Origin of the sequence: Aeromonas sp. 603607, from assembly GCF_049171595.1 — a bacterium.
Lineage (GTDB): Bacteria > Pseudomonadota > Gammaproteobacteria > Enterobacterales > Aeromonadaceae > Aeromonas > Aeromonas veronii.
In genome coordinates this window covers 231,230-252,031 of record NZ_JAAKOV010000002.1, presented here as the reverse complement: position 1 = coordinate 252,031, position 20,802 = coordinate 231,230, and the positions used below count along the sequence as shown (strand labels likewise).

At 60.2% G+C, this 20,802-nt stretch carries 22 protein-coding genes; 8 read left to right on the top strand and 14 right to left on the bottom strand.

The window, feature by feature from the left end; translation table 11 throughout:
* Positions 1-19: 19 nt before the first annotated feature.
* Positions 20-235, bottom strand: a complete 216-nt coding sequence (locus tag G5315_RS04130; protein WP_158111350.1) for a SlyX family protein — start codon at positions 233-235, stop codon at positions 20-22.
* 14 nt (positions 236-249) lie between these two features.
* Positions 250-1,218, bottom strand: coding sequence for a hypothetical protein (locus G5315_RS04125; protein ID WP_421332526.1), 969 nt, complete (start codon positions 1,216-1,218; stop codon positions 250-252).
* Positions 1,219-1,336: 118 nt separating this feature from the next.
* Here G5315_RS04125 and fkpA point away from each other — a divergent pair, with 118 nt between their 5' ends.
* The gene (gene fkpA, locus G5315_RS04120) at positions 1,337-2,140 is read left to right on the top strand and encodes an FKBP-type peptidyl-prolyl cis-trans isomerase (protein ID WP_005335283.1); all 804 of its coding nucleotides are present in this window, start codon (positions 1,337-1,339) and stop codon (positions 2,138-2,140) included.
* A gap of 151 nt (positions 2,141-2,291) precedes the next feature.
* The gene (locus G5315_RS04115; protein ID WP_005348258.1) at positions 2,292-3,698 is read left to right on the top strand and encodes a sigma-54-dependent transcriptional regulator; all 1,407 of its coding nucleotides are present in this window, start codon (positions 2,292-2,294) and stop codon (positions 3,696-3,698) included.
* Between the two features lie 54 nt (positions 3,699-3,752).
* On the opposite strand, the gene G5315_RS04110 is transcribed toward G5315_RS04115, so the two are convergent.
* The 3 genes from G5315_RS04110 to G5315_RS04100 form a co-directional block, all read right to left on the bottom strand.
* Positions 3,753-4,622: a hypothetical protein gene (locus tag G5315_RS04110; protein WP_421332525.1), complete on the bottom strand. Its 870-nt coding sequence runs from the start codon at positions 4,620-4,622 to the stop codon at positions 3,753-3,755.
* Between the two features lie 112 nt (positions 4,623-4,734).
* Positions 4,735-5,070 carry a hypothetical protein gene (locus G5315_RS04105; protein WP_107684268.1) on the bottom strand — a complete coding sequence of 112 codons (336 nt, stop codon included), beginning with the start codon at positions 5,068-5,070 and terminating at the stop codon, positions 4,735-4,737.
* Positions 5,071-5,213: 143 nt separating this feature from the next.
* Complete coding sequence (locus G5315_RS04100) at positions 5,214-5,558, bottom strand: DUF2956 domain-containing protein (RefSeq protein WP_206877835.1); 345 nt, start codon at positions 5,556-5,558, stop codon at positions 5,214-5,216.
* 268 nt (positions 5,559-5,826) lie between these two features.
* Between G5315_RS04100 and ushA the strand changes: the two genes are divergently transcribed.
* Positions 5,827-7,551 (top strand): bifunctional UDP-sugar hydrolase/5'-nucleotidase UshA, encoded by a 1,725-nt coding sequence (gene ushA / locus G5315_RS04095; RefSeq protein ID WP_421332523.1) that lies wholly within the window; start codon positions 5,827-5,829, stop codon positions 7,549-7,551.
* 214 nt (positions 7,552-7,765) lie between these two features.
* On the opposite strand, the gene G5315_RS04090 is transcribed toward ushA, so the two are convergent.
* Positions 7,766-8,626 carry a Tim44 domain-containing protein gene (locus G5315_RS04090; protein WP_005335275.1) on the bottom strand — a complete coding sequence of 287 codons (861 nt, stop codon included), beginning with the start codon at positions 8,624-8,626 and terminating at the stop codon, positions 7,766-7,768.
* Between the two features lie 363 nt (positions 8,627-8,989).
* On the opposite strand from G5315_RS04090, the gene dnaB reads away from it, so the two are divergent.
* The 3 genes from dnaB to G5315_RS04075 all read left to right on the top strand — a co-directional run bounded on the left by dnaB (position 8,990) and on the right by G5315_RS04075 (position 12,068).
* Positions 8,990-10,384: a replicative DNA helicase gene (gene dnaB / locus G5315_RS04085; RefSeq protein WP_026035132.1), complete on the top strand. Its 1,395-nt coding sequence runs from the start codon at positions 8,990-8,992 to the stop codon at positions 10,382-10,384.
* Between the two features lie 191 nt (positions 10,385-10,575).
* On the top strand, positions 10,576-11,649 hold the full coding sequence (gene alr / locus G5315_RS04080) for an alanine racemase (protein ID WP_204480045.1): 1,074 nt from the start codon (positions 10,576-10,578) through the stop codon (positions 11,647-11,649).
* Positions 11,649-12,068, top strand: a complete 420-nt coding sequence (locus G5315_RS04075; protein WP_323907444.1) for a secondary thiamine-phosphate synthase enzyme YjbQ — start codon at positions 11,649-11,651, stop codon at positions 12,066-12,068. Before alr ends, G5315_RS04075 begins: the two co-directional genes overlap by 1 nt.
* A 120-nt stretch (positions 12,069-12,188) precedes the next feature.
* Here G5315_RS04075 and pepE read toward each other — a convergent pair whose 3' ends face one another.
* From pepE to G5315_RS04050, 5 genes are all read right to left on the bottom strand, one after another.
* Complete coding sequence (pepE, locus tag G5315_RS04070) at positions 12,189-12,914, bottom strand: dipeptidase PepE (RefSeq protein ID WP_335827128.1); 726 nt, start codon at positions 12,912-12,914, stop codon at positions 12,189-12,191.
* A gap of 243 nt (positions 12,915-13,157) precedes the next feature.
* Positions 13,158-14,519 carry an endonuclease/exonuclease/phosphatase family protein gene (locus G5315_RS04065; protein ID WP_421332521.1) on the bottom strand — a complete coding sequence of 454 codons (1,362 nt, stop codon included), beginning with the start codon at positions 14,517-14,519 and terminating at the stop codon, positions 13,158-13,160.
* A 230-nt stretch (positions 14,520-14,749) separates the two neighbouring features.
* Positions 14,750-15,562 (bottom strand): heme ABC transporter ATP-binding protein, encoded by an 813-nt coding sequence (locus tag G5315_RS04060; RefSeq protein WP_216950248.1) that lies wholly within the window; start codon positions 15,560-15,562, stop codon positions 14,750-14,752.
* An 11-nt stretch (positions 15,563-15,573) separates the two neighbouring features.
* A complete protein-coding gene (locus G5315_RS04055; RefSeq protein WP_005335261.1) occupies positions 15,574-16,605 on the bottom strand; it encodes a FecCD family ABC transporter permease in 1,032 nt (343 codons plus the stop codon).
* Positions 16,602-17,453 carry a heme/hemin ABC transporter substrate-binding protein gene (locus tag G5315_RS04050; protein WP_040066746.1) on the bottom strand — a complete coding sequence of 284 codons (852 nt, stop codon included), beginning with the start codon at positions 17,451-17,453 and terminating at the stop codon, positions 16,602-16,604. The genes G5315_RS04055 and G5315_RS04050 overlap by 4 nt, the downstream gene beginning before the upstream one ends.
* A 170-nt stretch (positions 17,454-17,623) precedes the next feature.
* Here G5315_RS04050 and hutX point away from each other — a divergent pair, with 170 nt between their 5' ends.
* Together hutX and hutZ are read left to right on the top strand one after the other, a co-directional pair.
* On the top strand, positions 17,624-18,136 hold the full coding sequence (hutX, locus tag G5315_RS04045; RefSeq protein WP_005362516.1) for a heme utilization cystosolic carrier protein HutX: 513 nt from the start codon (positions 17,624-17,626) through the stop codon (positions 18,134-18,136).
* Positions 18,133-18,690: a heme utilization protein HutZ gene (gene hutZ / locus G5315_RS04040; protein ID WP_005335257.1), complete on the top strand. Its 558-nt coding sequence runs from the start codon at positions 18,133-18,135 to the stop codon at positions 18,688-18,690. Before hutX ends, hutZ begins: the two co-directional genes overlap by 4 nt.
* An 87-nt stretch (positions 18,691-18,777) precedes the next feature.
* Here hutZ and G5315_RS04035 read toward each other — a convergent pair whose 3' ends face one another.
* The 3 genes from G5315_RS04035 to G5315_RS04025 are packed head-to-tail and all read right to left on the bottom strand — an operon-like array spanning position 18,778 to position 20,750.
* Entirely contained in the window at positions 18,778-19,161 is a 384-nt protein-coding gene (locus G5315_RS04035) for a hypothetical protein (RefSeq protein ID WP_421332520.1), read from the bottom strand.
* Between the two features lie 37 nt (positions 19,162-19,198).
* The gene (locus G5315_RS04030) at positions 19,199-19,753 is read right to left on the bottom strand and encodes a cysteine hydrolase family protein (protein ID WP_005348211.1); all 555 of its coding nucleotides are present in this window, start codon (positions 19,751-19,753) and stop codon (positions 19,199-19,201) included.
* 25 nt (positions 19,754-19,778) lie between these two features.
* Positions 19,779-20,750, bottom strand: coding sequence for a ChaN family lipoprotein (locus tag G5315_RS04025; protein ID WP_421332518.1), 972 nt, complete (start codon positions 20,748-20,750; stop codon positions 19,779-19,781).
* Positions 20,751-20,802: the final 52 nt, after the last annotated feature.

Below are 20,802 nucleotides of genomic sequence, written 5' to 3'. Positions count from 1 at the left end.
GAGCTGAGATGGCGCCGGTTCAGTAGTGCGGCGGAGGGGTCTCTTCGGCCATGCTGGCAATCTGGCTGGGTTGTACGCTTTGCAGTTTATCGATCAGCAGCTGGATCTGGTATTTGAGTCGATCGAGTTCACGGCCCTGGGTGGTCACCTCGTCATTGAGCTGCTCTATGGTGTACTCCGCGTAGGCGAGACGGGTTTCCAGGGTTTCGATGCGTTCGTTTAAATGCTGACTCATGGGCCTTCGGGTCCTTACTTGATTGTCCAGATTTCGGCCAGACCACTGGAGCTGGCACTGACAAGATGGCTATTGTCGCGCAAAGCGACGCCGTAGACCACTGCGCTGGGCGGTTTCACCTTGGGTTGCGGCGAGACGCGCCAGCTCTGCAGCAGGGCACCATCGCTCACTTGCCATAGGGAGAGTTGACGGGAAGGGGCGCCGGTGATGAGCCACTTGCCATCGTTGGCAAAGCGGGCGCTGGTGTAGACCTCGAAGCGGTGATCATATTGCAGCTGACTCACCTCTTTGCCGGTTTTCAGATCCCAGATGCTGGCCCGGCTGCTGTCGGCGGTGAAGGCGTAGCGGCCGCTCGGCTCCAGTCGAGCCATCACGACCCGGCCACCATGGTTGAAGCGCCAGATCACCTGCCCGCTGCGGGTATCCCACAGATAGGCGCTGTAGTCGTTGCCGCCGGTCAGGGCGTAGCGACCGTTGGCGGAGAGATCCACCGTATTGATCTGTTCGGTATGCCCCAGAAACTGCAGGCGCCGCCCGCTTCGGGTATCGAGCCACTCGGCCTTGCCATCTTCCCGCCCGATCAGCACATAACGACCGTCGGCAGAGAGCGCGATGTCCCTCAGCCTGGATTCAGGAAGCGAGTAGTAGCCTTGTGACTGCCCGTCCTGAAGCCGCCAGGTGGCAAAGGTGGTCGCCGTGGCGGTAACGGCGAAACCATCTCCTTGGGCAAAACGGACGATGGAGACTAGATCATCCGGTGAATCGGACTGTTTCCAGCGCCAGCGCTGGCGGTTTTGTGCCAAGTCCCAGACGATGATGCCCTGACCGATGCTGGAGACGATGGCCTGCTGGCCATCACTGGAGAGGTCTGCGGTTAGCAGACTGGTGCTGGCGAGGGGCATTTGCTGGTTGGGTTGGGAGCTCTGCTCGCAACCGGTGAGCATTAAACAGAGGCTCACCAGATAAATGGCACTTTTTATCATTTTTGCGGTCTCACGCTTTTGTTACCTGCGATCACGGCGTTAGTATAAGGCGCTTATCACGATAAACCTCTCATTTCACGATGGAACCGAGAGCGGTATTTGGAGTTTGGAGAAACTGATGAACAAATTTCTGAAGGTGTCCCTGTTGGCGGCGGCCGTTGCCGTCGGTCTGACTGCTTGCCAAAAAGACGAGAAGCCTGCTGCGGCCAATACCGCCGAAGTGAAGGCAGAAGCCAGCAAGCCGGCAGAGGCGACCAAGGCCGAAGCCAAGAGCTTTGAAGAGCAATCTGGCTACGCAATTGGCCTCTCCATGGGTCGTTACATCGCCAATACCCTGGAGCGTCAGCAGGAACTGGGCATCAAACTGGACAACGCCGTGATCCTGAAAGGGGTGACTGACGGTCTGGGCAAAGAAGCCAAGATGACTGATGAAGAGATCCAGAAGGTACTGCAGGATTACGACGCCAAGATCAACGAGCTGACCAAGGCCAAGGCCGAGAAAGACGCCGTTGAGAATCTGAAGAAGGGCGAAGAGTTCCTGGCTGCCAACGCCAAGAAAGAGGGTGTGAAGAGCACTGAATCCGGCCTGCAATACGTGGTCGAGAAGATGGGCACTGGCGCCAAGCCAAAATCTACCGATATCGTCAAGGTGCACTACACCGGTACCCTGACCGATGGCACCAAGTTCGACAGCTCCGTCGATCGCGGCGAGCCGGCTACCTTCCCGCTCAACCAGGTTATCCCGGGTTGGACCGAAGGTGTTCAGCTGATGCCGGTTGGCTCCAAGTTCAAGTTCTTCCTGCCGTCCAAGCTGGCCTATGGCGAGCACGGTGCAGGCTCCATCCCGGCGAACGCCGTGCTGGTGTTTGACGTTGAGCTGCTGGCTATCGAGAAGCCGACTGCTGACGACGCCAAGAAGTAATCCCTTCTTGTAGTTAAAAACGGCTCCTTAAGGAGCCGTTTTTACTTGTGTATTCCCTGCAATCGCGGGATAACAGAGTTGTCTTGGCGTTGGGTTTGCGCGCGAAAATAAGGCAAAATAGATCGCAGAATCAAATACAAGGATGAGTCCAGTGGCTGAAAATAAATCGCGTGTCCTGCTGGTGGAAGATACCCGTAGTCTGGCGGTGGTCTATGAACAGTACCTGCGCCAGGAGGGGTACGAGGTAGTGCTGGCCGACTGTGGTCAGCAGGCGTTGGCACAGTTGCTGGCAAGTCCTCCCCCCGTGGTGCTGCTGGATCTGGAGCTGCCGGATATGTCCGGTATGGATATTCTGCAGATGATCACCGAACAGCAGTTGCCTTGCTCGGTGGTGGTGATCACCGCCCACGGCTCGGTGGATGTGGCGGTGGAGGCGATGCGCCTCGGAGCCTTCGATTTTCTGACCAAGCCGTTTGACAGCAAGCGGCTCTGCGCGACTGTTCGCAATGCCTTGAAACACCAGCAGTTGAGCTCGCTGGTTGCCCACTATCGGGAGAATTTCGAGCGCAGCTCCTTCTTCGGTTTTATCGGTGCCTCCATGTCGATGCAGGCGGTCTATCGCATCATCGAGAGCGCGGCGCCCAGCAAGGCGACCGTCTTTATCACTGGCGAGAGCGGCACCGGCAAAGAGGTGTGTGCCGAGGCGATTCACCAGTGCAGTCCCCGCAGCGAACAGCCCTTTATTGCCCTCAACTGCGCCGCCATTCCCCACGATTTGATGGAGAGCGAGATCTTTGGTCATGTGAAGGGCTCTTTTACCGGTGCCCAGGGGGATCGCAAAGGGGCGGCCAGCCTGGCTGATGGTGGCACCCTGTTTCTCGACGAGATCTGCGAGATGGACCTGGATCTGCAGAGCAAGTTGCTGCGCTTTATTCAGACCGGCACAGTGCAGCGGGTCGGCAGCGGCAAGCTCGAGACGGTGGATGTGCGCTTTATCTGCGCCACCAACCGGGATCCGCTGGTGGAGGTGAAAGCAGGCCGTTTTCGCGAGGATCTCTACTATCGGCTCCACGTCATTCCGCTTACCCTGCCGCCACTGCGGGAGCGGGGTGAGGATATCCTGCTGCTGGCGCGCACCCTGCTGCAAAGCTACGCCAAGGAGGAGAACAAACGCTTCAAGGATTTCGATGTCGAGGCGGCGCGAGTGCTGCTTGACTACCCCTGGCCTGGCAACGTACGCGAGCTGCAAAACGTGGTGCGCAATATCGTGGTGCTCAATGACAAGGAGCTGGTGAGCCCGGATATTCTGCCGCCACCGCTCAATGGGGTTCGTCCCCAGTTGCCGGCTGCGATTGCGGCAGCGGTGGCATCGGCTCCGGCCGCCACCGGGGTGGCTAACGGGCCAATTCGTCCGCTCTGGCTGGTGGAAAAAGAGGTGATCGAACAGGCCATCGCCAGCTGTGACGGCAATATTCCCAAGGCGGCGGCCCTGCTCGAGATCAGTCCCTCCACCATTTACCGTAAAAAGCAGGGGTGGGAGGAGTCCAATCGGGCCTGAACCATCTTGCCAGCAGAGAGGGCGGCTAGCGTGCCGCCCTTGCTATTTTGGGGATCAGAGTTTGGCGAGGCGCTTGAGGCGGGCCAGTCGCTCCCCCTCGTTGGCGCTGAACCAGCGGTCCTGCGATAGCAGAAACCAGGCACGGGAGAAGTATTCCGCGGCCAGCGGATCGTCCAGCACCAAGGCATTCTCCCCTAGCTCCTCGAACAGATAACCATCCTCAGGTTCGCCTGCCTCGGCCATATCGGCCTTGAGTTGGTGCAGCTCTGCCTGCGCCTGCTGGTGCTGACCCTGGGCCCGGGTCAGGCGAGCCAGACTCCAGCGAGCGATAAACGCCTTGGCCGGCTGGTTATGTTGCAGATGCCAGGCCAGACACTTCTGCTGCTGGATTTTCGCCTCATCAAAGCGGCCCAGTTCGAACAGGGTCCAGCCCTGATTGTTGTAAAGGGGGGCCAGCCAGCTACGCACCTTCTCGTCACTGCTGCGCTCCGCCAGCTCCATCGCCAGTTGATGCCAGCGGCTCTGCTCTTCCAGTGGTGCGGCGATGGCGATCATGTGAGCGGCGTCGATGGCGAGATAGGTCTCCTTCTCCTTGAGCCCCCACTGCCAGGCTTGTTCAAACAGCGGTTTGGCACTGGCTTTGTCGCCCGCCGAGTTAAAGGTGCGGCCTCGCTCCAGCAGGGTCCGGATCCGTGCTCTGGGGGTTTTATCGGTGAGACGAGGCGCTATCTCGTCGAGCAGCTGGTGGGCTTCGGCAAACTGGCGCTGCAGCGAATGGGTACGGGCAATTTGGGTCAGCAACTCCAGTTCGAGTTGCAGGTCGGCGGCGGCGCGTGCTTCGGGAAGAAGGGTGTGAAAACGCAGGGCACTGGCGGCGGGATCCTGATAATCCCACAGCGCCATGAAATCGGGCGGATTGTCCATTTGGCCTCCTTGCTGGTTATCCTGTCACCAAGATGCCTGCAGGCCATTGTTTGTACAAGGGCGCCCGTCACAGAGCGCCCCTTGAGTCATGTTAACGGCTGTGGCCAGTTGCTCAGTAGACCATAGCCAGGCTCATCAGCATCAGACCGAGGGCGGCAAAGGCCCCCTCTTTGATGGCGAGCCGTGGCACCAGCGCCTTGGGCAGGGCCGGAAACAGGCTCAGGGCAAAGCCAAGCCCCGGCATCAACCAGTGGAATGCCGGATCGCGCAGGGCGGGATTGGCGGCTCCATTGATGATGATCAGCAAAATAAACAGGGTGAAGGCGGGGAGGATAAACCAGCGTACCCCGCCGGCGGCGACCGCCCGCAGCGGCGAAATGCGATAGAGCAGCATGGTCACAAGGAACAGAACAAAAGGGGCCAGCAGATAGAGCGGAGCGGGGTTCATAACATCTTTCCTGAAAACTGATCGTCAAAAAACAGGGAGTCCGGTGCAAGAGGCGCGGGATTTAACCACTCTTCGCAGGTAATCACCAGCAGCCCGGGCCCGGGCTGTGAAGAGGATCCCGGATAAAGGTTTGCTAGCGCGTCTTAGTGCGACCAGAACCAGGCTGCTGCAAATCCCAGCCAGCTCAACACTAGCAAGATCCAGGGCAGGGGATGCTGATGGCTTACTTCAACCAGCTCCAGCTGATCGTCTTGTTCTTCGGTTTGTGGCGCGCCCTGTGGCTGCCTGGCTTTGGCCTGCATTTTTTTCTGGCGGCTCGCTTCGCGGGCCCGCGCCTTCATCTGTTTCTTGTATTCGTCGATGCCTTTCTGGATCCCTTGCGCGATAAGCTGGGTCTGTTCCTTGGTCTGCCCCGGCTTCTGGTTGGCACGGGCAATTTTCATCGCCTCCTGCTGGGTCTCGGGGGAAATCTTGTCGTACTTGGCCATCAAATCATCTCCTCGGGCATGGCTGGCTGGGGAGTATGCCATAAAGGCGCGTCCGGTTGGCGTCTCCTTGGTGCGGGAGGGGATCAAGTGAGTGACAGCTCAACAAAAAACCTGACAAATCAGCAGGAAGCCGGATGTTGGGCCGAAGATCACAATTAGCAGAATTTGTGAGTCATCGATGAAAAACGGTCATCTGTTGTTTGTTATATTGGCGCCCGACCCGCTGGACAGGGTTGATAAATAACAAAACAATCAAGGTGATATGGAAATGAATAATAACTTTATCAAAGGCGGCGTGGCACTGGCCGTGCTTGCTGCACTGACTGGCTGTAATACCTCGAGCAATGACACCGTTGCACCCTGCACCGAAAATGTCTGCAAACTGACCATCCTGCACACCAACGATACCCACGGCCGTTTCTGGCACAACGCTGAAAATGAGTATGGTATGGCTGCCCAGAAGACTCTGGTCGAGCAGCTGCGTAGCGAGGCCAAGGCTGCTGGCAGCGAGGTGTTGGTGCTATCTGGTGGTGACGTGAATACCGGGGTGCCGGAGTCCGATCTGCAGGATGCCGAGCCTGACTTCATGGCGATGAACAACATTCGCTACGATGCCATGGCAGTGGGCAACCATGAATTCGACAACCCCCTCAGCGTACTGGAGAAGCAGCGCAAGTGGGCCCAGTTCCCCATGCTCTCGGCCAACATCTATGACAAGGCGAGTGGCAAACACTACTTTGACCCCTACAAGGTGTTCAAGCTGGAGAGCGGTCTCAAGGTCGCCGTACTGGGCCTGACCACCGAAGATACCGCCCAGCTGGTTGACCCCAACAACGTGCAGACTCTGGAGTTCCGCGATCCGACTACGGAAGCGGCCAAACTGGGCCAGCAGATCCGCAGCAACAAGGAGGCCAATCTGGTCTTCGCCATCACCCACATGGGCCATTACGAGAATGGTCAGCACGGCAGCAATGCGCCGGGCGATGTAGAGATGGCTCGTGCACTGCCGGCAGGGACTCTGGATGCCATCATTGGTGGCCACTCCCAGAATCCGGTCTGTATGGAACCGGGCACCACCAACAAGTACGCCAATTTCAAACCGGGTGATAACTGCCAACCGGACCAGCAAAACGGCACCTGGATCATGCAGGCTCACGAGTGGGGCAAGTATGTGGGCCGTGCCCAGTTTGAGTATCAGAATGGCAAGTTGACCCTGACCAGCTATGAGCTGATCCCGGTCAACCTGATCAAGCGCAACGCCAAGGGCGAGGCGCTCGATGCTAACGGCGTCGTAACCAAGGACCCGACCAAGATGCAGTTCGTACAGGACGAGATCACCAAGGATCCCGAGCTGTATAACACCCTGCTGGGTTATCAGGAGAAAGGTCAGCAAGAGCTGAATGTCGTCATTGGCTCGGCAGATGGCTTGCTGGTTGGTGATCGCAACTCGGTTCGCAACAAGCAGACCAACCTGGGTCGTCTCATCACCACGGCGACCAGCATCAAGCTGGGGGTCGACTTTGGTATCGTCAATTCAGGTGGTGTGCGTGACAGCATCCCGGCCGGTGATATCACCTACCGCAGCGTGCTGCTGGTGCACCCGTTTGGCAACACGGTCAACAAGGCGGCCATGAAGGGAAGCGATCTGGCGACCTATCTGGGTCAGGTGGCAACCAAGACCCGCAATACCGGTGGTTATGCCCAGTTTGGCGGTATCGATATGGCGGTGGATTGCCAGGCCAAGAGCGTCAATATCACCAGCATCGGTGGCAAGGCGTTTGATCCGTCAGCAACCTACAGCTTCGCGATCCCGAGCTTCAGCGCCTCCGGTGGTGACGGCTATCCGAAGATCGATACCATCAATGCCGGCTTGGTGGATGCAGCCGTGCTGAAGGAGTACATCGAGATCAAGAAGGTGATCAACGTGGCCGATTATCAACCGTCCAATGAGGTGACCTATCTGAACTCAACATCTGCCGAAGGGTGCAACTGATTCGTCAGCGGGGCGCATAGCTCCAGATGTGATGCGAAAGGGCAGCCGGTGGCTGCCCTTTGTCGTTATGTGCGTGGTGACATGTCATCTTGGGATTGGTCACAACTCTTCAATTATCAATGACGATAGCCATCGCCTGTATGAGGTCAGGTGAGGGGATGAAATGAAAAGAGGCAGCCCATGGGCCGCCTCCTGCGTAGTGACAATCTAAACCTTACAGCTGCTCGATACCGACGATATGCCAAGGAGCATTGTTCTTGGCCAGATCGCGCTCGAGGTGCCACACCTCTTTGATGTCTTCTTCGACCTGCTCCTGACGGTCCATGTAGCGGCCGCTGAAGCGCACGCTCACCTGAGCCCAGTCGCTGCCGTAGTCGGCGCGTACCAGCTGGGTATCCACATACATCACTTCGGTATGCTGGTCGCCAGTCAGTTCGGCGCGCTCGGCTTTGAGCTGCTCAAACAGCTCGGGGCTGACGTACTCGCGCACCTTTTCCAGATCGTTCTTGTTCCATGCCTCTTGCAGGGTGCGATAGTGATCACGGGCACCGGCCAGGAAGCTGTTCATGTCAAAGCCTGGCGGCAGGCGGAACGGCACGTCGCTGTCGGCAAAGCCGGTGGCTTGCGGTGCGCTGTTGCTCTGCTCAAACTGCTGCGGGGCCGCGGATTGCGGTGGCTGATAGCCCGCATAGGCCGCCTGTTGTGGCTGTGGCGTCGCGACCTTGCCTTTGCGCAGGGTACGGATCAGGAAGACAGCCCCCAGCGCCAACAGGGCGATCAGCAGGAAGTCCATTCCTTGCAGACCTTCAAAGGCACCGCTGCCCAGCAGGTAGGCAAACAGGCCGCCAGCCAGCAGGCCGCCCAGCAGGCCACCCATCATGCCGCTCTTTTTCGGCGGAGTCTGGGCATTCAGTGTCGGATTCTTGTTGTCGACCGGTTTGGCCGCAGGCTGTGCCGGCGCAGTTTTGTAACTTTTACCAAAGGATTTGCCGCCGCCAAATTTCTTGGCTTCGGCGTGAGGTGCCCCCAGGCCAATGGCCAGGATCACGGCAAACAGGGTCAGCATCTTTTTCATTTTGACTCTTTTCACTCTCGTCTGTGGGTGGGGCATGCTCCGCTTTGGCAAGCTCAGCAAGGCGCATGGCAGGCTGCCTGTCCCTAATTGTGTCGCAGCTTGTATTCATCAATATCACCTCTGGCATGAATTATTCATGAACGAGGTTGCCGCGATGCGGCGTCAAACAAGAGGAGTAAACCGGATGAAAAGCAGAAGATTGAGTCGCAAGGAGCGCAAAATGCGAAGCAAAATCAAAATGGTCAAGGTAGAGCAGACTCTGGTTTGGCCCTTTATGGTGGTATGAACCGCCAGATAGGGCTCGCCGTAGTTGGCTTTCTTTTGTAAAATTCCCGTCCCCTTCCCGCTGCGGTTTTTATGTGTATGGCAGAGCAAGTGACGGCGAAAAAAGACGCCAAGACACAACAGCTGAAAGTTCCTCCCCACTCTTTTGAGGCCGAACAGTCCGTACTGGGCGGCCTGATGCTGGATAATGATGCCTGGGATCGGGTTGCCGAACGGGTTATCGATCAGGATTTCTACAGCCGTCCGCACCGGTTGATCTTCCAGGCCATGACCCGCCTCTCCAACGCGGGCAACCCCATCGACCTCATCACCCTGCAGGAGGAGCTGGAGCGCTCCGAACAGCTGGAAGAGGCAGGTGGCTTCGCCTATCTGGTGGAGATCGCCAAGAACACCCCGAGTGCCGCCAACATCAACGCCTACGCCGAAATCGTGCGCGAGCGGGCGGTAGTGCGGGAGATGATCTCGGTCGCCAACGAGATCGTCGAAGCGGGTTACGAGCCACAGGGCCGTACCTCCGGCGATCTGCTGGATCTTGCCGAGAGCAAGGTATTCAAGATTGCCGAGCAGCGCACCAGCGCCAACGAGGGGCCCCAGCCCCTGAAGCTGATCCTCGAGCAGACCGTCGACAAGATTGAAGAGCTGTTCAAGACCCCGCACAACGGGGTGACCGGGGTATCGAGCGGTTACAACGATCTCGACAAGATGACCGCCGGTTTGCAGCGTTCGGACTTGATCATCGTGGCGGCCCGTCCCTCCATGGGCAAGACCACCTTTGCCATGAACCTCTGTGAGCATGCGGCCCTCACTGCCGACAAGCCGGTGCTTATCTTCTCGCTGGAGATGCCCTCCGAGCAGATCATCATGCGTATGCTCGCCTCGGTCGGTCGCATCGATCAGACCAAGGTGCGTACCGGTCAGCTCGACGACGAGGATTGGGCGCGCCTCTCCTCCACCATGGGATTGCTGCTGGAGAAGGGCAAGATGTATATCGATGACGCCTCCGGCCTCACCCCGACCGATGTGCGCTCCCGTGCCCGTCGGGTGGCGCGCGAGCATGGCGGCCTATCCATGATCATGGTGGACTACCTGCAGCTGATGCGGGTGCCGGCGCTCTCTGACAACCGTACCCTGGAGATCGGCGAGATCTCCCGCTCCCTCAAGGCCTTGGCGAAAGAGCTGCAGTGCCCGGTGGTGGCGCTCTCCCAGCTGAACCGAAGCCTGGAACAGCGGGCCGACAAGCGCCCGGTCAACTCGGACCTTCGTGAATCGGGTTCCATCGAGCAGGATGCGGATTTGATCATGTTTATCTATCGTGATGAGGTTTATCACGATGACAGCCCGGACAAGGGGATTGCCGAGATCATCATCGGCAAGCAGCGTAACGGCCCTATCGGAAGAGTGCGTCTCACCTTCCAGGGTCAGTTCTCCCGGTTCGACAACTATGCCGGTCCTGCGTTTGATGACGATTATTGATGTAAACCCAAGGTGATGGCGGTTTTGCCATTACCACGACTGCCCTGATCGATAGCCAGTCATTGGCTGCCGCTCAGGGCCTGTTTTCCCGGTTCGACAATTATGCCGGTCCGGCCTTCGACGACGATAAGTGAGTGGCGGTCTTCTGCCCGATGAGGGGGAGACCATTTGTGCCCTCGTAAGGGAAAACCATGAAAGCGGCTACTGCCCAAATCAACACTGCGGCCTTGCGCCACAACCTCGCCGTGGTCAAGCGCCACGCTCCCGCTTGCAAGATCATCGCTGTGGTCAAGGCCAACGCCTATGGCCACGGACTGCTGCCGGTCGCCCGCACCCTGGTGGATGCGGATGCCTATGCGGTGGCCCGTATCGAAGAGGCGCTGATGCTGCGCTCCTGCGCCGTGGTCAAGCCCATCGTGCTGCTGGAGGGCTTCTTCTCCGCCGACGATCTGCCGGTGCTGGCGGCCAACAACCTGCAGACGGCGGTTCACACCTGGGAGCAGCTCGAAGCGCTGGAGCAGGTCGAGCTGCCAGCGCCCGTGGTGGCCTGGCTCAAGCTTGACACCGGCATGCATCGCCTCGGGGTACGTGCCGACGAGATGCCCGCCTTTATCGAGCGCCTCGGCAAGTGCAAGAACGTGGTGCAGCCGTTCAACATCATGACTCACTTCAGCCGCTCCGATGAGCTGGAGCAGCCCACCACCCGCGAGCAGATCGACTTGTTCAGCAAGTTGACCGCACCGCTCCTGGGCGAGCGGGCCATGGCCAACTCGGCGGGCATTCTGGCCTGGCCAGACTCCCACTGCGACTGGGTGCGCCCCGGTGTCATCCTCTATGGCGTGTCGCCGTTCCCCAACACGGTGGCGGCCGATTACGACCTGCAGCCGGTGATGACCTTGAAGACCCAGCTGATTGCGGTGCGGGATCACAAGGCGGGCGAGCCGGTGGGCTACGGCGCCAACTGGGTGTCAGAGCGCGATACCCGGCTCGGGGTGATCGCCATCGGCTACGGTGACGGCTATCCACGCATGGCCCCCAATGGCACTTCCGTGCTGATCAACGGCCGCATCGTGCCGCTGGTGGGGCGTGTCTCCATGGATATGAGCACGGTAGATCTTGGGCCCGGCGCAACCGACAAGGCCGGTGACGAGGCGGTACTGTGGGGCGAGGGGTTGCCGGTGGAGCGGGTGGCCGACGAGATTGGCACCATCCCCTACGAGCTCATCACCAAGCTCACCTCCCGCGTCTTTATGGAGTACGTCTGATGTGGCAGCAGTGCCTGCTGACGTTGAAGCCCCGTTCGCGGGGCTTTCATCTGGTGACGGACGAGCTGGTGGCCAAGCTGCCGATGCTGGCCGATTACCGAATTGGCATGGCGCACCTGCTGCTGCAACACACCTCCGCCTCGCTCACCCTCAACGAGAACTGCGACCCCAGCGTGCGCAGCGATATGGAGGCTCATCTGCACTGGCTGGCGCCGGAGGATGCCCCCTACTATCGCCACACCTATGAGGGGGCGGATGACATGCCCGCCCACATCAAATCCTCTCTGCTCGGGGTGAGCCTGCAACTGCCGATCCGTGATGGTCAGTTGGCGCTCGGCACCTGGCAGGGGATCTGGCTTGGCGAGCATCGTGTCGATGGCGGCGCCCGCAAGGTGCTGGTGACCCTGCAGGGGGAGTAATCAGACTACAACTAGCTGAAAGATGAAGATAAAAAAGAGGGATGGCGCCGAGCCATCCCTCTTTTGTTTTTACGATTTCGCGAGCTATCTGTTTGCCAGTAGTGAAGCGCTCTGCGTGGCTCAGGCGACCTTGAAGGGGGTCAGCTCGGCCAGCGGGGCGGCGTCCATAAAGGCTTGCGGCTCCTGGCCATGTTTGAAGATCTTGAAGTCCTGCTCGCGGGCGCTCCAGTACTCAACGATATCGCCGCTGATCTGCAGCAGGCTCGCTTCGCGCAGGGCCACCACATATTCGCTCGGGTTGATGGCGCAGAACTCTGCCAGACGCTCGTCGCGGGTTTCGCCCATGTGGCCGCTGATGCTGGCGTCCAGATAGTGCGGGTTGATCTGCAGTGGGAACAGGCCCAGCGCGGGCAGCACGGCGGCGTTGCAGACCGGCATGTCGTTGGTGGTGCGGATGCTCGGGGTCGCCACGTTGCAACCGGCGCTCCAGCCCACATAGGGGACGCCCCGTTCGCGCACGGCACGCTGGATCGGCACGATCAGGCCATTTTCATGCAACATCTGGTTGAGGCGCCAGGTGTTGCCGCCGCTGATAAAGATGGCGTCGGCCTGATTGACGGCCTCGACCGGATCATCGAAGTGATGAATGCTGATGGTCTCGATCCCGAGGCTCTCGGTAAGTTCGTTGGCACGGGCATCCCAGTCGCTGCGGATCACCGCGTAGGGGATGAGCAGGATGCGTTTGACCTGTTTGCGCGCGAGCAGGCTTTGAACCCGATCTCGGGCCCAGCCGAGCAGACCCGGAAATTCGTTGGCTTTACCGTTACTAAGCAGAAGCAGTTCCATCAGATACGTCCTCAAAAAGTGAAAGCGGAGGAGGGAGGGCCACCGGAACCGCCGTGCGGCCGGATGGCAAGAGCGGGCATGCTACCACCATTGGAGTGGCGGTTCTGTGATCGCGAGGCCCATTCAACGGCCATTGAGGAGCTATGGATGGATAACTCACTGCCAAGTGGTGGATTAATAAGCAGCGCTCCGCTCGCTGCCATCGCCAATAAAAGACCCCGCCGCAGCGGGGTCATGGCAGAGTTAGTCGAGTTTGAGATCGACCCACACCATGCGGTGATCCGAACTGACTCCCTTGGCGATGCCGAGTTTCGCATCATAGACCAGGTGATAGCCGGCCTCGAAGCTGGCAGGCCAGAAGACGCCGCTCTTGACCGCGTTGAGGTTGGCGGAGGGGATGACGTGATCCAGCTGCAGTACGCTGCTATTGGTGATCCGCTCCGGGTTGGGACGATTGAGGTTGCGTTTGCAGTCGGTCCCCTTGCTGACACACTCCGGGCCCCCTTCGCTGACCGGGATCAGGGGGCCATTGGTGATGGCCTGATTCATCAGCGGGTTGTTTAGCAGATCCTGAATGGCGGTCAGGTCACCGTCACCGGTGAGCGGATCGGCGTTGAGATCACCCGCGATGACGAACTTGGCGTTTTTGGCCAGTCCACCCTTGGTGCCCTTGTCATCGGTCATGTAGTTGAGACCCTTGACGTAGTCGTTCCAGAAGGCGATCTCGGCGCGGTTGTGTTTGACGTTGTGGCGCGCCGCGTTGGCAAAGATTGGCGGGGTCGGGTGGGAGATCAGGAAGTGGATCACCTCTTCACCCTTCTCGGTCTTGATGCGTACCGGCACATCGGCGTGGTTCTTGGAGGAGAGCGGGTACTGCTGCCAGGCTGCGTCTGAATACCAAGCATCACCACACTGGCGGCTGGCCGGGATCTTGACCTTGGGATTGTTGCAGTCATCGATGATGGGGTTCTGCTCGCCCGGCATATCCTTCCACTTGAAGTGCTGGAAGGTGCGGATCTGCTTGGTGTCGATGGGGTATTTGGACATCACCGCAAAGGCGTACTGGCCGTGGTAGTTGCCAAAGCCCCAGGCATCGTCGGGGCCGCTGTTAACCTTGCCATCCAGATTGAGGTCATAACCGCTCATCAGGCCGGTGTTGGTGGCGAAGTTCTGCATCACCGGATAGCTGATGGCGGTCACTTCGGCATGCTGGGCATGGGCCAGATAGTTGTCGTTGAAGGCTTTCAGATCGGCGGTGCTCTCGCCTTTGCCGTCGTTGTCGAACTCGTTGAGCAGGAACACATCCGGGCGGGTGCGCTGGATGATCTCCGCCACGTTGCGGATCTGCTGCACGTTCTTGGCTTTGGTTTCAGTGGCGCCGCTCAGGCTCCCTTCGGCGAGGCGGGCCAGCAGGGCATCCTGCTCGGTGCGGGTCAAGGCCAGCTCACCGGTCAGCATACCGGCGGCAGTGCGGTCAAAAGAGAGGTTGAAGGTGGCAAAACGAACCATGGGATCAGCTGCTTTTGAGTCGTTGTCGCTGTTGCAGCCTGCCAGCATCCCGAGGGATATGGCGGCGGCTAGTAGGGTCTTGTTGATATCTTTCATTGTAATTGTTCCGTAGCATCAATGAGTTATGCCTTCTGTGAGGCGGCGCCATTATAAGTAGACGGCGATGCTGCGGGGGTTTTGCCTGAGCAAAGTGTGAGGATATTCACACCACATATCTGGCGATGATGAATGTTAGCAGGGCGATATGGGGTGTGAAAAACCGGTTTATACGCTGCAGTTTCCGGGATGAATGGCGCACTTCCTGCCGTTACCGCACTCTGAATTTGTCACACCACCATCGGCAGGCCGCTCTCGGGATGGTGGATCACCTGTGCCGGATAGTCATAGAGACGGGCGATGAGCTCAGGGGTGAGCACCTCGGCAGGTGTGCCATCGGCCATCAGCTTGCCCCGCTCCAGCATCACCAGCCGATCGGCATAGCGCGCCGCCAGATTGAGGTCGTGCAGCACCACCAGCACAGCTGTATTGCGGCTGGCCAGGGCGCGCGCCATGGTGAGCAGCTGATGCTGGTATTTCAGATCCAGCGCCGAGGTGGGTTCGTCGAGCAGCAGCAGGCGGGGTTGCTCGGCTTGCTCGGTCGGGGAGGGGGCCTGCCAGATCTGCGCCAGCACCCGGGCAAACTGCACCCGCTGCCGCTCGCCGCCAGAGAGCCCGGGATAGAGCCGTTTGGCCAGATGCTCGACCCCGGCATGGGTCATGGCCGCCGCCACTATCTCGTCACGCCGCGCCGCCGGTTCACTGTGGGGCAAGCGCCCCATGGCGACTACTTCCTCGCAGAGAAAGGGGAAGTTGAGGGATGAGCTTTGCGGCAATACCCCGAGCCGGTGGGCAAGCTGGCTGCTGTCCCACTGCTGGCGATCCGCGCCAAACAGGGTGATGGAGCCTTCATATTCCAGCTCGCCGGTCAGGCACTTGAGCAGCGAGCTCTTGCCCGCCCCGTTGGGGCCGAGCAGCGCGGTCAGGGTGCCGCTCTCGAGGTCGAGATTGAACCCATCCAGGATCTGGCGCTGGCCACGGCGCAGGCTGAGTCGGGTACAGCTCAACAGGGGGGAGGAGAGTGAGGATGAGAGTGGTTGCATAACAGTCCGTATCACAGGGCGCGGCGGCCTTTTACCAGCAGCCAGATGAAGAAGGGGGCGCCGAGCAGGGCGGTGATGATGCCCACCGGCAGTTCGGCCGGGGCCAGCAGGGTACGTGCCAGCATATCGGCTGCCAGCAGCAGGGCGGCGCCAAGCAGGGCCGATAGCGGCAGCAACCTGACATGGTTGGGGCCCGCCAGCAGGCGCACCAGATGGGGCACTACCAGCCCGACGAAGCCGATCATCCCCGATACCGCCACCGCCACCCCGACGCCCGCCGCGGTGAGCAGAATCAGGCGACGTTTGAGGGATTGCACATTGACCCCCAGATGACGGGCCTCTCCTTCACCCAGCAGCAGGGCATTGAGGGGATTGGCATCGCGCATAAAGAGCCACAGCAGGGCCGCCAGGGTGAGCAGGGCCAGCGCCACATCGGCCGGTTTGCCTGCCGCCAGCGTTCCCATCTGCCACAGGCTCAGGTTGCGCAGCATCTGATCGTCCGCCAGATAGGTGAGCAGGCCGATCACCGCACCGGAGAGCGCAGTGATGGCGACCCCGGCCAGCAGCATGACGGTCACCGAGGTGCCGCCCTCACGGGTGCCGAGCAGATAGACCAGGGTGGTGGTCAGCGCGCCGCCGAGAAAGGCGAGCAGCGGCAGCAGGCCAACCCCGATGGTGGCTTGCAGCTGCTGGCCGAGGGGGGCCAGCAGCACGATGGCGAGCGCCGCACCGAGTGCCGCACCGCCGGAGACACCTATGATGCCGGGGTCAGCCAGAGGGTTGCGAAACAGCCCCTGCATCACGGCGCCACAGAGCCCGAGGATCCCCCCCACTGCGATGCAGAGCAGGGTTCTCGGCAGGCGAATTTCTTGCACGATCAGCAGCTTGTGTGACTCTATCCCGCTCTCCTGCCCGGCAAACAGCGCCCGCAGACTCTCGCCCAGGGTGAGGGTCATAGGGCCGGTTGCCAGCGAACCGAGCAGCAACAGTGCCAGTGCAGCCGTGGTGAAGGCCAGCAGCCAGGAGAGGGGCAAGCGCATCATGACCCCTGTTTGATCCACTGGGCGATCTGGTTCGCCTGTTGCAGGGAGTTGAGGCTCAGGCCCCCTTGCAGGGCGTGGCCGTCGATGGCGTGAATGGCGTTACGCTTGCCAGCCGGGGTGGCGGCCAGGGCGGGCACTTCCGCCAGCACCTTGGCCGGATCGGCATATTGCTGCCAGTCACGACCGCTGACCAGCACCAGATCGGGCTGCATCTCGATGAGGGATTCTGCGGATACCGGCTTGTAGTTGCGCAACTCGGCGACCGGATTGATGCCGCCTGCCAGCGAAATCAGCGCGCTGGCGGTGGTGTCCCCCCCGGCGATGCTGGTGGGCTGCCCCTTGTGCAGCAGCAGGAAGGCGACCTTGAGCGGTTTGTTCTGTTTGGCTTGCGCCGCCAGCTGATCGGTCTGGGCCTGGATCTCTGCCTTCAGGCGATCGCCAGCGGCTTTGTCGCCCAGCAGGCTGGCGAGGGTGTCGATACGCTGGTTGAGGTTAGCGAGGGTCGGCGCGGTATCCAGCACCTCCACCTTGACCCCGGCACGACGCAGCTGATCCAGGGTCGGGGCCGGGCCCATCTCGTCGCTGCCCACCAGTCGGGTGGGGGATAGGCTCAGGATCCCTTCGGCGGCCAGTGCTCGGTGATAACCCACCTTGGGCAACCCTTTTGGCAAGGGGCTGCTGACATCGGTGGCGATCAGGCTCGATTCACCGCCAAGGGCCAGAATGAGTTCTGTGGTGGCGGGGCCGATACTGACGATACGCTCTTTCTGTCCGTCGGCGGCAACGGCAGAGAAGGGAGAGAGTGAACTGCAGAGCAGGGTGATGGCGAGGGCAAGACGACGGCCCATGCTAACCTCCGAAGGGGTGAATGAAACGGGTGTGCCGCCGAGAATATCAAGGCTTTGGAAAAAATGCACTGATAATGATAGCAATTATCAATTGCATTGATTCCAGTGCTTTATTAGAGTAGCCGCCATGATAAACAGCGGGACGACCTGGTCCCGCAGAGGGAGAAAACATGAGCATTGCACAACGCATTCACGCGCTGCTGGAGCAGGATCCCGGCGCTCATCCGTCCACCCTAGCTGCCCAGCTTGCCATCAGCGAATGGGAGGTGGTTCGCCATCTGCCCGCCGAGCTGGTTACCCTGCTGCCCGCCGATCGCGCACAAGGTCTGTTGGAAGATCTGGCCGACTGGGGCCCGGTGACCACCATCGTCGAATCAGAAGGTTCCATCTTCGAGGTAAAAGCCCCCTTCCCGAAAGGCAAGGATGCACGCGGTTACTACAACCTGATGGGCCGCGACGGTGAGCTGCATGGTCACCTCAAGCTCGACAACGTGGCGGGGATTGCGCTGGTCAGCAAGCTGTTCATGGGCAAGGAGGGGCACTCCTTCCAGTTCTTCGGTCACTCCGGCCGCTGCATTTTCAAGGTCTATCTGGGTCGCGACGAGAAACGCCAGCTGCTGGCCGATCAGGTCACCCGTTTCATGGCGCTGCGCCACAACTCTCAAGAGGAAGTCAAAGCATGAGTGAACGTCAGGAGCGTCTGCAAAACCGCCTGCAACCGGAGATCCGCGAGTTTCGCGACAGCTGCCGTACCCTGCAGCTCGCCACCGTCGATGGCGAAGGCAATCCCAACGCCAGCTATGCCCCGTTCGTGCTGCAGGAAGATGGCTACTATGTGCTGATCTCCGAGATCGCCCGCCATGCCCGCAATCTGCAACAGGTACCCCGGGTATCCCTGATGCTGATCGAGGATGAGAGCGGTGCCCGCGAGCTGTTTGCCCGCAAGCGTCTGACCTTCGATGCCGTGGCCGAAGTGGTTGCCCGTGACGACGCTCGCTGGAGCAAGGCGGTGGCGGCGCTGGAGGGGCGTTTTGGCGAGATCATCAAGGGTCTCTCCAACCTCAAGGATTTCAAACTGTTCCGCCTCAAGCCGGAGCAGGGGCTGTTCGTCAAGGGATTCGGTCAGGCGTTCGCGGTCTCCGGTGACGAGCTGGTGGATTTCGTCCATCTGGTGGAAGGGCACAAGCGCATCGACAACGGTGCCGAGCTCACCAGCCCGGCCGATGCGCCGGTCTGACGCTCCCTGTCGACCACGACAGCCGTCATAACAAAACGGGCAGCCACTGGGCTGCCCGTTTTTATTGCGTTATCTCATCCGGCCTGATCAATCCTGCCAGCTGGCCTTGTTGGGAAAAGCGCGACGATCGGCATCGGTGGCCGTTTCGTTGCACTCTCCCCGCACCTTCCAGGAGGTCTGGCTCAGCACTATGTAGCCCTGGCGGCAATACTGCTTGGTCGTCAGGGTCTCGGTCAGAAGGTTCTCCTGCAAGGCTTCCCGCTGTTCCAGCACTCGTTGACTCTGGGCCGCCGAGAGGCCGCGCGGCAAGGTGTCGTTGGGCGCGGCTTCAAAGGTGAACCGCTTGCTCCCCTCCTCGTTGATGTGGGTCAGAAACAACGGTTCCGGCCCGTCATACTTCTGTCCGGGCAAGCTGGAGCAGGCCGACAGCAGGGGAACAATCAACAACAGGGTGGCAGACAACAGGCGCACGACAGACTCCAGTGAGAAACGAGGCGAGGTTCGCAGATTAGCACGGCTGCAGGGCGGGTGTTACTGCCAGCAGCTCGTCGGTGGTGAGCAGGGTGACACTGCGCCCCTCCGGCAGGCTGAGGTGGCGCCACATCCAGTGATGGTGCTCGGTGATCTGGGCCGCGCTCAGGTGGGGGCGATCGGCGGTGGTGTGACCATCGCTCAACACCAGCACCTCGTACCCATGGGAGGCGGCACTGCGCACCGTGGTATCGACGCAAAAATCGGTGGCGCAGCCACAGAGAATGAGTCGATCGACCGGCTGCTCGGCCAGCAGGAAGGCAAGCTCGGTATCGAGAAAGCTGTCACAGGCCGTTTTGCGCACCCGGCTCTCTCCCTTGGCCGGTTGCAGCGCACTGTGAAGCTGCCAACCCGGGGTGCCCGGTTCCAGTTCGGTACCGGGGGGCGAGTCATGCTGGATATAGATGACCCGTCCCTGTTGCTGCCTGACATGGGCCGCAGCCCGATTGATATTGGCCAGCACCTGCTCCTGGCGGTAACGGGGCTCGTTGAACAAGCCTTGCTGCACATCGATGATCAGTAACACATCCATATTTTACCCGCCGTTTCCTGGAAGATTAGGGTTGCAGCCACTGGCTGCAGTCACGACTGCGGGATTGATGCAGCGCGCCCATATCTTGCTTCATCTCGTCACTGTTTTGCCAGCGCTTAGGCAGCGGCATGATGGTTACCTGCACATCGGCTGCGGGATCTGCAACAGAGGTCTCATCTGTGCGGGGCACGACCAGCGCCACCTTGAGGGCAGGATTGCGGCTGGCGATGCGACTGGCGAGCCCAAGCCCCCCCTCGACGTGGAAATTGCCGGCGATATGCATGATCTGCTGGCCCGGGTGCTTGGCGAGATAATCCACCATGCTCTCGGCCATGGTGTCATCCCAGCTGGTCTGGGCGGCGAAGCGGCGGGCGTTGCTGTCGGCATCGCCGTGGTGCATGGAGGCCATAAATTTCTGGCGGTAGGGGTCATCCCCCAGCGTCAGCTGGCGGGCCAGCTGGTTGCGACGTGTGGCTGGCAGTTTGTCGAGCCACTCAGCCCCCTCCTGACCGACACAGATCACCAGGGGCTTGGGGGCGTTGGCGGCGATCACCGGCATCTGGTGAGCCTTGGCAAACTCCACCAGCGGGCGGTAGTCGCTAGGATAGTTGGGCCAGGCGTTGCCTTCGCGGATCAAGGCCGCTTCACCAATCTGGTTCGCCAGATAGGCATCCAGCGTTTTCTGATCGGCGCGGCTGAACTGCTCCATGGAGAGGGCCAATGGCCGCCCGTGCTGCTGACCTGCGGTGTAGAGCCCGCTCAACAGGCGCGATTGCAACAGATGCACGGCGGGATGGCTGTGCAGCTCACCCACCAGAATGATGTCGGCGTCGGCAATGCGCGCGATCGCCTGCTCCAGCGTCAGGTCTGCGTCTCCCTCGCTGCTTAGCCGGTAGTCATAGAGCGTCTGCAACTGTGATGACTGGGTCGGTTGGATGGGGGTGGCACAGGCTGCCAGCAGCAGCGGCAGGGCGAGCAGAGGAAGTCGTCTAATCATGGGATCTCACGGCTGATATGCCCGGATGCCGTTGCATCTCGGGGGGCTAATA

Coding starts and splice junctions, on each gene's coding strand:
- G5315_RS04025 (WP_421332518.1), bottom strand. CDS start 20,750: ATGATTAGACGACTTCCTCTGCTCGCCCTGCCGCTGCTGCTGGCAGCC.
- G5315_RS04110 (WP_421332525.1), bottom strand. CDS start 4,622: ATGGACAATCCGCCCGATTTCATGGCGCTGTGGGATTATCAGGATCCC.
- hutX (WP_005362516.1), top strand. CDS start 17,624: ATGAGCATTGCACAACGCATTCACGCGCTGCTGGAGCAGGATCCCGGC.
- hutZ (WP_005335257.1), top strand. CDS start 18,133: ATGAGTGAACGTCAGGAGCGTCTGCAAAACCGCCTGCAACCGGAGATC.
- G5315_RS04055 (WP_005335261.1), bottom strand. CDS start 16,605: ATGATGCGCTTGCCCCTCTCCTGGCTGCTGGCCTTCACCACGGCTGCA.
- alr (WP_204480045.1), top strand. CDS start 10,576: ATGAAAGCGGCTACTGCCCAAATCAACACTGCGGCCTTGCGCCACAAC.
- G5315_RS04090 (WP_005335275.1), bottom strand. CDS start 8,626: ATGAAAAAGATGCTGACCCTGTTTGCCGTGATCCTGGCCATTGGCCTG.
- G5315_RS04050 (WP_040066746.1), bottom strand. CDS start 17,453: ATGGGCCGTCGTCTTGCCCTCGCCATCACCCTGCTCTGCAGTTCACTC.
- G5315_RS04065 (WP_421332521.1), bottom strand. CDS start 14,519: ATGAAAGATATCAACAAGACCCTACTAGCCGCCGCCATATCCCTCGGG.
- dnaB (WP_026035132.1), top strand. CDS start 8,990: ATGGCAGAGCAAGTGACGGCGAAAAAAGACGCCAAGACACAACAGCTG.
- G5315_RS04060 (WP_216950248.1), bottom strand. CDS start 15,562: ATGCAACCACTCTCATCCTCACTCTCCTCCCCCCTGTTGAGCTGTACC.
- G5315_RS04075 (WP_323907444.1), top strand. CDS start 11,649: ATGTGGCAGCAGTGCCTGCTGACGTTGAAGCCCCGTTCGCGGGGCTTT.
- fkpA (WP_005335283.1), top strand. CDS start 1,337: ATGAACAAATTTCTGAAGGTGTCCCTGTTGGCGGCGGCCGTTGCCGTC.
- G5315_RS04100 (WP_206877835.1), bottom strand. CDS start 5,558: ATGGCCAAGTACGACAAGATTTCCCCCGAGACCCAGCAGGAGGCGATG.
- G5315_RS04125 (WP_421332526.1), bottom strand. CDS start 1,218: ATGATAAAAAGTGCCATTTATCTGGTGAGCCTCTGTTTAATGCTCACC.
- ushA (WP_421332523.1), top strand. CDS start 5,827: ATGAATAATAACTTTATCAAAGGCGGCGTGGCACTGGCCGTGCTTGCT.
- pepE (WP_335827128.1), bottom strand. CDS start 12,914: ATGGAACTGCTTCTGCTTAGTAACGGTAAAGCCAACGAATTTCCGGGT.
- G5315_RS04030 (WP_005348211.1), bottom strand. CDS start 19,753: ATGGATGTGTTACTGATCATCGATGTGCAGCAAGGCTTGTTCAACGAG.
- G5315_RS04105 (WP_107684268.1), bottom strand. CDS start 5,070: ATGAACCCCGCTCCGCTCTATCTGCTGGCCCCTTTTGTTCTGTTCCTT.
- G5315_RS04130 (WP_158111350.1), bottom strand. CDS start 235: ATGAGTCAGCATTTAAACGAACGCATCGAAACCCTGGAAACCCGTCTC.